This is a genomic window from Candidatus Proelusimicrobium excrementi (assembly GCF_937881865.1).
Classification (GTDB): domain Bacteria; phylum Elusimicrobiota; class Elusimicrobia; order Elusimicrobiales; family Elusimicrobiaceae; genus Proelusimicrobium; species Proelusimicrobium excrementi.
On sequence record NZ_CALGEO010000055.1, the window covers coordinates 1 to 7,029 of the forward strand.

Annotated in this window: 5 protein-coding genes; 1 reads left to right on the forward strand and 4 read right to left on the reverse strand. The window is 45.7% G+C overall.

All coding sequences use genetic code 11. From position 1 onward, the window contains the following. Positions 1-539 precede the first annotated feature (539 nt). The 3 genes from ACQY26_RS02895 to zupT are packed head-to-tail and all read right to left on the reverse strand — an operon-like array spanning position 540 to position 4,213. Positions 540-1,706 carry a SpoIIE family protein phosphatase gene (locus ACQY26_RS02895; RefSeq protein ID WP_428047587.1) on the reverse strand — a complete coding sequence of 389 codons (1,167 nt, stop codon included), beginning with the start codon at positions 1,704-1,706 and terminating at the stop codon, positions 540-542. 2 nt (positions 1,707-1,708) lie between these two features. Beyond that, positions 1,709-3,412: a [Fe-Fe] hydrogenase large subunit C-terminal domain-containing protein gene (locus ACQY26_RS02900; protein ID WP_428047589.1), complete on the reverse strand. Its 1,704-nt coding sequence runs from the start codon at positions 3,410-3,412 to the stop codon at positions 1,709-1,711. Positions 3,413-3,436: 24 nt separating this feature from the next. Then, positions 3,437-4,213, reverse strand: a complete 777-nt coding sequence (zupT, locus tag ACQY26_RS02905; RefSeq protein ID WP_428047590.1) for a zinc transporter ZupT — start codon at positions 4,211-4,213, stop codon at positions 3,437-3,439. A gap of 32 nt (positions 4,214-4,245) precedes the next feature. On the opposite strand from zupT, the gene ACQY26_RS02910 reads away from it, so the two are divergent. Further along, positions 4,246-5,541: an ATP-dependent DNA helicase gene (locus ACQY26_RS02910; RefSeq protein WP_428047591.1), complete on the forward strand. Its 1,296-nt coding sequence runs from the start codon at positions 4,246-4,248 to the stop codon at positions 5,539-5,541. Positions 5,542-5,763: 222 nt separating this feature from the next. Here ACQY26_RS02910 and ACQY26_RS02915 read toward each other — a convergent pair whose 3' ends face one another. Continuing rightward, on the reverse strand, positions 5,764-6,606 hold the full coding sequence (locus ACQY26_RS02915) for a hypothetical protein (RefSeq protein ID WP_428047592.1): 843 nt from the start codon (positions 6,604-6,606) through the stop codon (positions 5,764-5,766). Positions 6,607-7,029: the final 423 nt, after the last annotated feature.

A 7,029-nucleotide genomic window follows, 5' to 3' on the forward strand; every position in this document is an offset into this window, starting at 1 on the left:
GCCGAAAAACTTTAACAAACGCAAATAAAGAAGAACGACGAACGGCACAGATTTTCCGGCCTGAAATATAGAGGAAATTTATCAAAAAAAAAAAACAAGTCAACTGTTTTCGTTTTTTAACAAAACGCCCCGACGTACGACACGGCGCAAATAAAATATTAAAAAGAGAATTAATACATATATGTAGGTCGGGCTTTGCCTGACGTTAAAAAGGAGTCTTTGTCAGGTAAAACCTGACCTACATTAAATGAGTATTAGAGAATGAAATAGACGCGGAATTTCAGCGTGAGAAGCTTTAAGTAGCGTGATTTTTTAGTTTTGAGATAGATTTTGATTTTATTACGAACGCGGTATACTTGCCGCTATGCCGACGAAGTCGGCGAGGTATCCAAGTGAGTAAAAAATCAAAATATACTCAAAAATAGAAAATTGTTAGCCGTGATAGTAGAACTTAACACGAGCAAATAAAAGCGACAAAGTACCAGCAATGAGCGATAAAGATAGACCGAGTAAAAAAAGCAGCTTAGGCCAAGTTAAAGCTACACCAGCTTAACCCTGACATCCTTAAAATATTTCTCCCTCAAAGCCCTCGCAATTCCCTCCAGCACCGACCGCCTTAAAACAAATTGGTTGGGGAAATCAGGGTCCTGATAAGCGTCATTGATTCTTGTGCCGGCGACGATATCTATATAATCATTTTCAAGCAAAGTATAATAAAGCTTATACGCGCCGCTTTCGCTTTGAGGGGCTTTATGATTCTGCAAAGCCGCAAGCGTTTGGCTGAGCGTCAGCACGCCTTCGGTAACCAAGTCAATTCCGTCAAGCAGGCTTGTAGGCGGGCCGAAACGGGAGGAAGAGTTTAAATCCGGGCGGACTTCAAGCCCCAGTTCTCTGGCTACGATTTTAGCCGTAGTCCCGCCGCAAATTACTTTTTGTCCTTCGAAAGCGGCCAACTGCTTGGCATATTTGCCGTCCAAACTTTTATTGAAAGGCGGGCCGGAAAATATCATAACGCGGCGCGGCGTTCTTAAATAAACCGCGGCGCAGGTGATATCGTCTTTAGGATTTATAGGGCCGTCTTTTATGCGGGCTTCGCGGATAATAGTTTCACAGATTTTCAAACTGGAAACCTGCGGATTTCTGTTAATGACTTTTAAAGCCAAGGCGGCGGCTCCCTCCCGCCCCCAGCCGTTGGGATAATCGGGGGTGCCGGTGCCGGCCTGGCTGATTCCGTCGGAAAAGAAGACTATTCTATCCTCTCTAAGCAAACTTAGGGATGTCGTCGTTATGCTAAGGCCGTGATATTCCTCCACCGATTTCCTAGCCTCTGGCTCAATAATACGCCCGCCCCGCACAAATAAAAAGGAGGGATTGCCCTGCTCGAAAATCTGCACTTGTCCGTCGGGCGACAAATCCAAAATGGTAAATGTGGAATAGTTAAGCCCGCGCTCTTTGCATATAGGTAGAACGCTTGAAATAACCTCGCAATATTTTTTTACGTCCCAGTTTGCGTCCACGAATTTAAGGGCCATTTTGGCCGTCATGGTGGAAAGAATATTCGCCTTTACGCCGCTGCCGAGCCCGTCGGAAAGAACGGCTATAATACGCCCGTCCGCGCTGCGGGATGTCATAAAAGAATCCCCGCATACATGCTTTCCGTTTTTGCAAACTTGATAGTAATCAATGTCAAAAGCGAAGTCGGTCATAATTATTTTTTCTCCGGGCCGAACCCTTCCGTGATATAGTTTAAAATTATTTCGGTTTCGGCTATATTTTCCCCTAGTCTGCCGGCCACTTCCTGCACGGCCAAAACGTTCTTTCTCAGAACTTCCTGCGCTTTTTGGGCGATTATCTCCCTGTGAAGTTCGTTCTTGGTTACGTCCTGCACTATCAGTCCGGCGGTTTGGCCTTCTTCAATGGGGAACACGGTCATATCCAAAAGTTTTTTGCCGAAAGGCGTACGCTCTTTATGTATCTCTTTTCCGTCTTTAAAAATGCGTCTGAAAATCATCTCAAACGGCAATATTTTGCCCAAAGCCGCGCCTTTAAGGCCGGGGATTTGTTCGTAAAGCTCCTCTATATCCTGCCCGGCTATTTTGGCAAAAGGCAAATTGGATTCTATAATTTCCAGTTCCGAGTTAAAAATAACCACGCCGGAAGGTATACAGCGCAGTATCGCGTTTGATTTACGGCTGGCGCGCTTACGCATATAGGAAACACACATTGCCGGTTCGGCCTTGCCTTCCAAAAGAGCATGGGCAAAGTTCCGGCAGGTGTTATAGCCGCAGCCGTCGCAGTTGATTTCGTCGTCAACCGTAAACTTGCCGACTTTGGCCAAAGCCGAAAGGATTTCGTCTTCCGTAAATTTCTTTTCAGGGGCTTCATCGCCGCCGAAGGCCAGCGGAACTTTATACTTAGCCGTCATTACGGGCTGTATGGAGGAGTCAAATTGTTTTTCCACCCCCAAAAAAGCGTTTAAAGCGGAAACTTCCCCGCCGGGGCATGGCCCTTTTATGCAGCCGCCTGGGCAGGCCAAAGTTTCAACAAAGCAAACTCTGTCTACGGATTGTTCTTTCAAAGAATCCAAAGTCCTGCAAAAGTTTTTAAGGCCGGTAACGGTAATTAAATTAACGTCTTCTTTAAGGCCGTTTCTGCGCATGGAACGCAGCATTCCGCCTTCCAGCGGATAGACGGCCCCGTCGGAAGATTTTTCCGGCACAAAGCCTTCCTCCCCCTGCGGGGAATTAAGCAGGTCTATGCCTTCCTCAAAAAGCCATTTTTTAAGCTCTTCAAAAGTTATCGCCGCGGATATTAAATCTTCCTGAGTGTCCGATTCGTTCTTTTTTGCGATGCATGGGCCTATAAAAACCACTTTGATATCAGGCCCGTAGGTTTGCTTTAAAAGTTCGGCGTGCGTCAAAGCCGGGGAAGAATACGGAACTATAAATTTTTTAAACTCCGGCTTATATCTGCTTATATAATCCACGCAAACGGGACAGGCTGAAGAAAAATACACTCCGGGCTTGGCGGAATTTAAAAATTCGGCGCAGGCCGCGGAAACCTGCTGCGCGCCGAGGGCGGTTTCGCTTACGCCGGCAAAGCCCAGCTTTTTAAGCATACCGGCCACGCGGCTGACGCTGCAATCCAAAATGCCGGCCCAGCTCGGCGCCAAAGACGCGTAAACCTTGGCTCCGCCGCTTATAAGATTTTTAACTTTCTCAATATCGTTCCTGACGTGCTTGGCGTGCGTGGGGCAAACCTGATAGCACATACCGCAGGCTACGCAGTTTTCCGATATTACAGCGGCGTGCCCGCCTTCCACCCGTATGGCTTTCACCGGGCAGACGCGCACGCATTTATAGCAATCTTGGCATTCCTGTTTTATAGTGTAGATCGGATAATTAGTTTTCATTCAAGCCGTCCCGTTAATTAAATTTTAAAGCATTTGAAGGCTAAGAGCCATTACCATCATGCCGCCGACGACACCCCAAATAACTTTATGCGGATCGCCGTATTCATGGGCAGTCGGCAGAAGTTCGTCCAAAGAAATATAAACCATAATACCCGCTATCAGCGCGAAAAGTACGCCGAATGCGGCCTCGTGGAGTAAAGCTTTCAGGAAGAAAAACCCTACAATCGCGCCGACGGGTTCCGCCATGCCGGAAAGAGCGGAGTACCAAAAAGCTTTGCCTCTGCTGCCCGTGGCGTGATAAATCGGCAAAGCCACCGCTATGCCTTCCGGGATATTATGCACGGCTACGGCTATCGCTATTGAAACTCCCAAAGCCGGGCTCTGCATAGCCGCCATAAAAGTAGCCAAGCCCTCCGGGAAATTATGCAAAGCCAAAGTAAGCGCGGTAAAAAGGCCCAAATGCTTAAGTTTGTTTTTTGGGGAAAGAGCGTCCCCCTCCAGGTGATGCGCCTGCGGCAGGCAAGTGTCTATAAGAGAGGCTATAACTATCCCCGCAAAAAAAGAAGCTATCACTATCCACCCTGCCGGATTGTACCCGAAAACGCCCGTCAAAGAAACTTGCGCCTGAGGCAATATTTCCATAAAAGAAACATATATCATAACCCCGGCCGAAAAACCGAGCCCCAAAGCCAAAACTTTAAAATTGTCTTTCTTGACGAAAAACGCCAGCAGCCCGCCAATACAAGTGGCCGCGCCGGCGAGAAAACTTAAAAACAAAGCCGCAAAAATATTCTCATTCATAATAATATCATAGCAAATTGCTATAATTTTATATGCCCCTGTTAAATGATATGGAAACCGTTAACGAAACTTTCCTCAAAGCGTATAATATTTTAAACGACCCTTCGGAGCGTTTTATCTTCCTTACGGGGCGGGCCGGCACGGGCAAGACCACGCTTTTAAAATACTTTGCGGAGCATACATATCAAAGATGCGTTCTCTGCGCGCCTACGGGCCTGGCGGCCTTGAACTTGGGCGGGCAGACTTTGCATTCCTTCCTCAGATTAAAACCAAACGATTTGCTTGTACCGGGGCAATTTAAGAAACTGCCTAAAAAAGTTATTGAGAATTTTGACGTTTTAATTATTGACGAAGCTTCAATGCTGCGCGCCGATATGCTGGACGCGGCCGACGCAATCTTAAAGAAATCGGCCCAAAATAATAAGCCTTTCGGCGGAAAAAAGGTTATACTCTGCGGGGATTTGTGGCAGCTCCCGCCGGTATTGGAAGAGGACAACCCCGATTTTTTGGCTTACTTTAAAATGATTTACAAAAGCCCTTACTTTTTTGACGCTTTATGTATGAACGGAGAATCTCTAAAAGTCTTTGAGCTTAAACACAATTTCCGCCAAAGCGAAGACAACGGCTTTGCGGAACTTTTAAACAAAATCCGCTCCAATGAAATAAGCCGCCAAGAACTTGATTTTTATCTTAACACCGAGCGCGCGCTCTCCGCGCCGAAAGACGAAAGCGTCGTTACGCTTACGGCGACGAACTATGACGCTCAGGCCAGAAACGGCTATTTGCTTTCCCGTCTGCCGGGCAAAGCCTTCAGCTATAACGCCGAATTTACCGAAACTTTCAATAAGAAAACCCCTCCCGCCGATAAAATACTGACTTTAAAAAAAGGCTCAAAAATAATGATGCTGGTAAATGACGAATACTGGGTAAACGGGGATATAGGATTTGTTGAAGATTTGGGCCCGGATTATATCCGCGTAAACATACGCGGCGGCGTTTACTCCGTAGAGCCACACACCTGGCAGGAAATTAAATACGAGGTTCTCCCCGGGAGCGACAAATTAACCCCGGTAGTCAAAGGCAGTTTTACGCAATATCCTTTAAAACTGGCCTGGGCCATAACAATACACAAAAGCCAGGGGCTGACTTTCGACAGCATCTGCCTTGATATGGGCCGCGGGGCTTTTGCCGCCGGGCAGACATACGTCGCGCTGAGCCGTGCGCGCAGTTTAAACGGGGTATATCTTAAAAAACCGCTCAGCCAAAGCGATATAAAAACCGATCCGCGCGTAGTTGATTTCTTTAAAAAATATTTAAAAGAGGACTGAAATGAGCAAAGTCCGCCTTTATTATGCAGCCCTGACTTGTAACAGGTAAAAAAGAAATTAAAAAAGAACTTTCCTTAGGCAATAAATCCTGAGAATTGGATTTTTGCTAAGCCGATTCTCCAATCTATATACCAAAACCCCGGCTTCTTAACTGAAGCCGGGGCGGTTAGTTGAGAGGCTTATGCCTCGGAAAATATTTACATATAATAATCTTGATTTTCTCTATCTCATTATTGCGCAAGCATGGCTAGCAATAGAAGTGTTCAAACTCAGCCCCGCTTTTGAAGCAAATGCACTACAGCTGCCGGCTGAACTCGGAAGCTGAAATTCCGCTTTATTTCTCATCGTACAGCATTCGCCTGTAACATCAATTTCATTCGCCGTACAGCTAGTGAACATATTATTTCCATCAGTCCCGGTTCTTACCATATAGCTTCCTACTGAGCAGCATTTATCACTGCTGGCATTATAGAAATCGCCCCCTGAGCATGTCTTTGCCACGCATGTTTTGGAAGAACTGTTCCAAGTGTATCCAGTATTACATGTACATGTACCGGTCCATGAACCGTAGCTCCATCCGCTGCTGCCACATGTAGCCGTACGGGTTAAAGTTCCGCTTTTTGCGTTTGCGATATTCCCTGAACACGTTTTTGAAACTGTTCCCTTAGCTACGCAATTAAAGCCGTTCCAGCATTCGTTTGACCCGCAGGAAGTTGAAGCGTCGCATTCGTCGTCCCAGTCGCTCCAAGTGCCGTTTGAACAGCATGTCCTTTCAGATGTTCCGCAAGTGCCGCTGGGTTGATACTGCGTTTGCCCGGATGTACATTCCGATTCTATTGGCCCGATTATAGGTCTATCCGGAAGTATCGGGGTAAAAGTCGTGCACGCGCTCAAGTCATAGGATAATTCCACACCGTTACTGCCATAACCCGGATGCCGGCAGCATGACATTGTACTCCCGCTACAACACGGCACCTGACTGCCTGTACATGTTACCGCATTGCTTATGGTATAAAGCCCCATAAAGCATACGAACATCATGAAGTTTATAAATAATAAACCCATATTTCTCTTTATACTAACCATATTTTCCTCCATGTTTTTTAATACCAAAAGGGCTTTTATCCCCTCTCGTAACAGATTTGACCGCATATTATGCGTTTTAAATCTTACAGCCTGAAATTTGTGTAAAATTTATCAAAAAAAAAAAAACAAGTCAACTGTTTTCGTTTTTTAACAAAACGCCACGACGTACGACACGGCGCAAATAATAGAAAAAGGAATATTAAAAAGAGAATTAATATATACAGGCGTGTTTTTTAATGAGAGAGAGTTTAAGTAGCGTGATTTTTCAGATTTGAGGTAAATTTAAGTTTTGTTCTGATTGAGGTATACTTGCCGCTATGCAAACAAAGTGAGCGAGGTATCCGAATGAAGAAAAAACTTAAATTTACCCAAATATACGGTTAAGCAAAGCCTTATAATACG

Coding starts and splice junctions, on each gene's coding strand:
- ACQY26_RS02895 (WP_428047587.1), bottom strand. CDS start 1,706: ATGACCGACTTCGCTTTTGACATTGATTACTATCAAGTTTGCAAAAAC.
- ACQY26_RS02900 (WP_428047589.1), bottom strand. CDS start 3,412: ATGAAAACTAATTATCCGATCTACACTATAAAACAGGAATGCCAAGAT.
- zupT (WP_428047590.1), bottom strand. CDS start 4,213: ATGAATGAGAATATTTTTGCGGCTTTGTTTTTAAGTTTTCTCGCCGGC.
- ACQY26_RS02910 (WP_428047591.1), top strand. CDS start 4,246: ATGCCCCTGTTAAATGATATGGAAACCGTTAACGAAACTTTCCTCAAA.
- ACQY26_RS02915 (WP_428047592.1), bottom strand. CDS start 6,606: ATGGGTTTATTATTTATAAACTTCATGATGTTCGTATGCTTTATGGGG.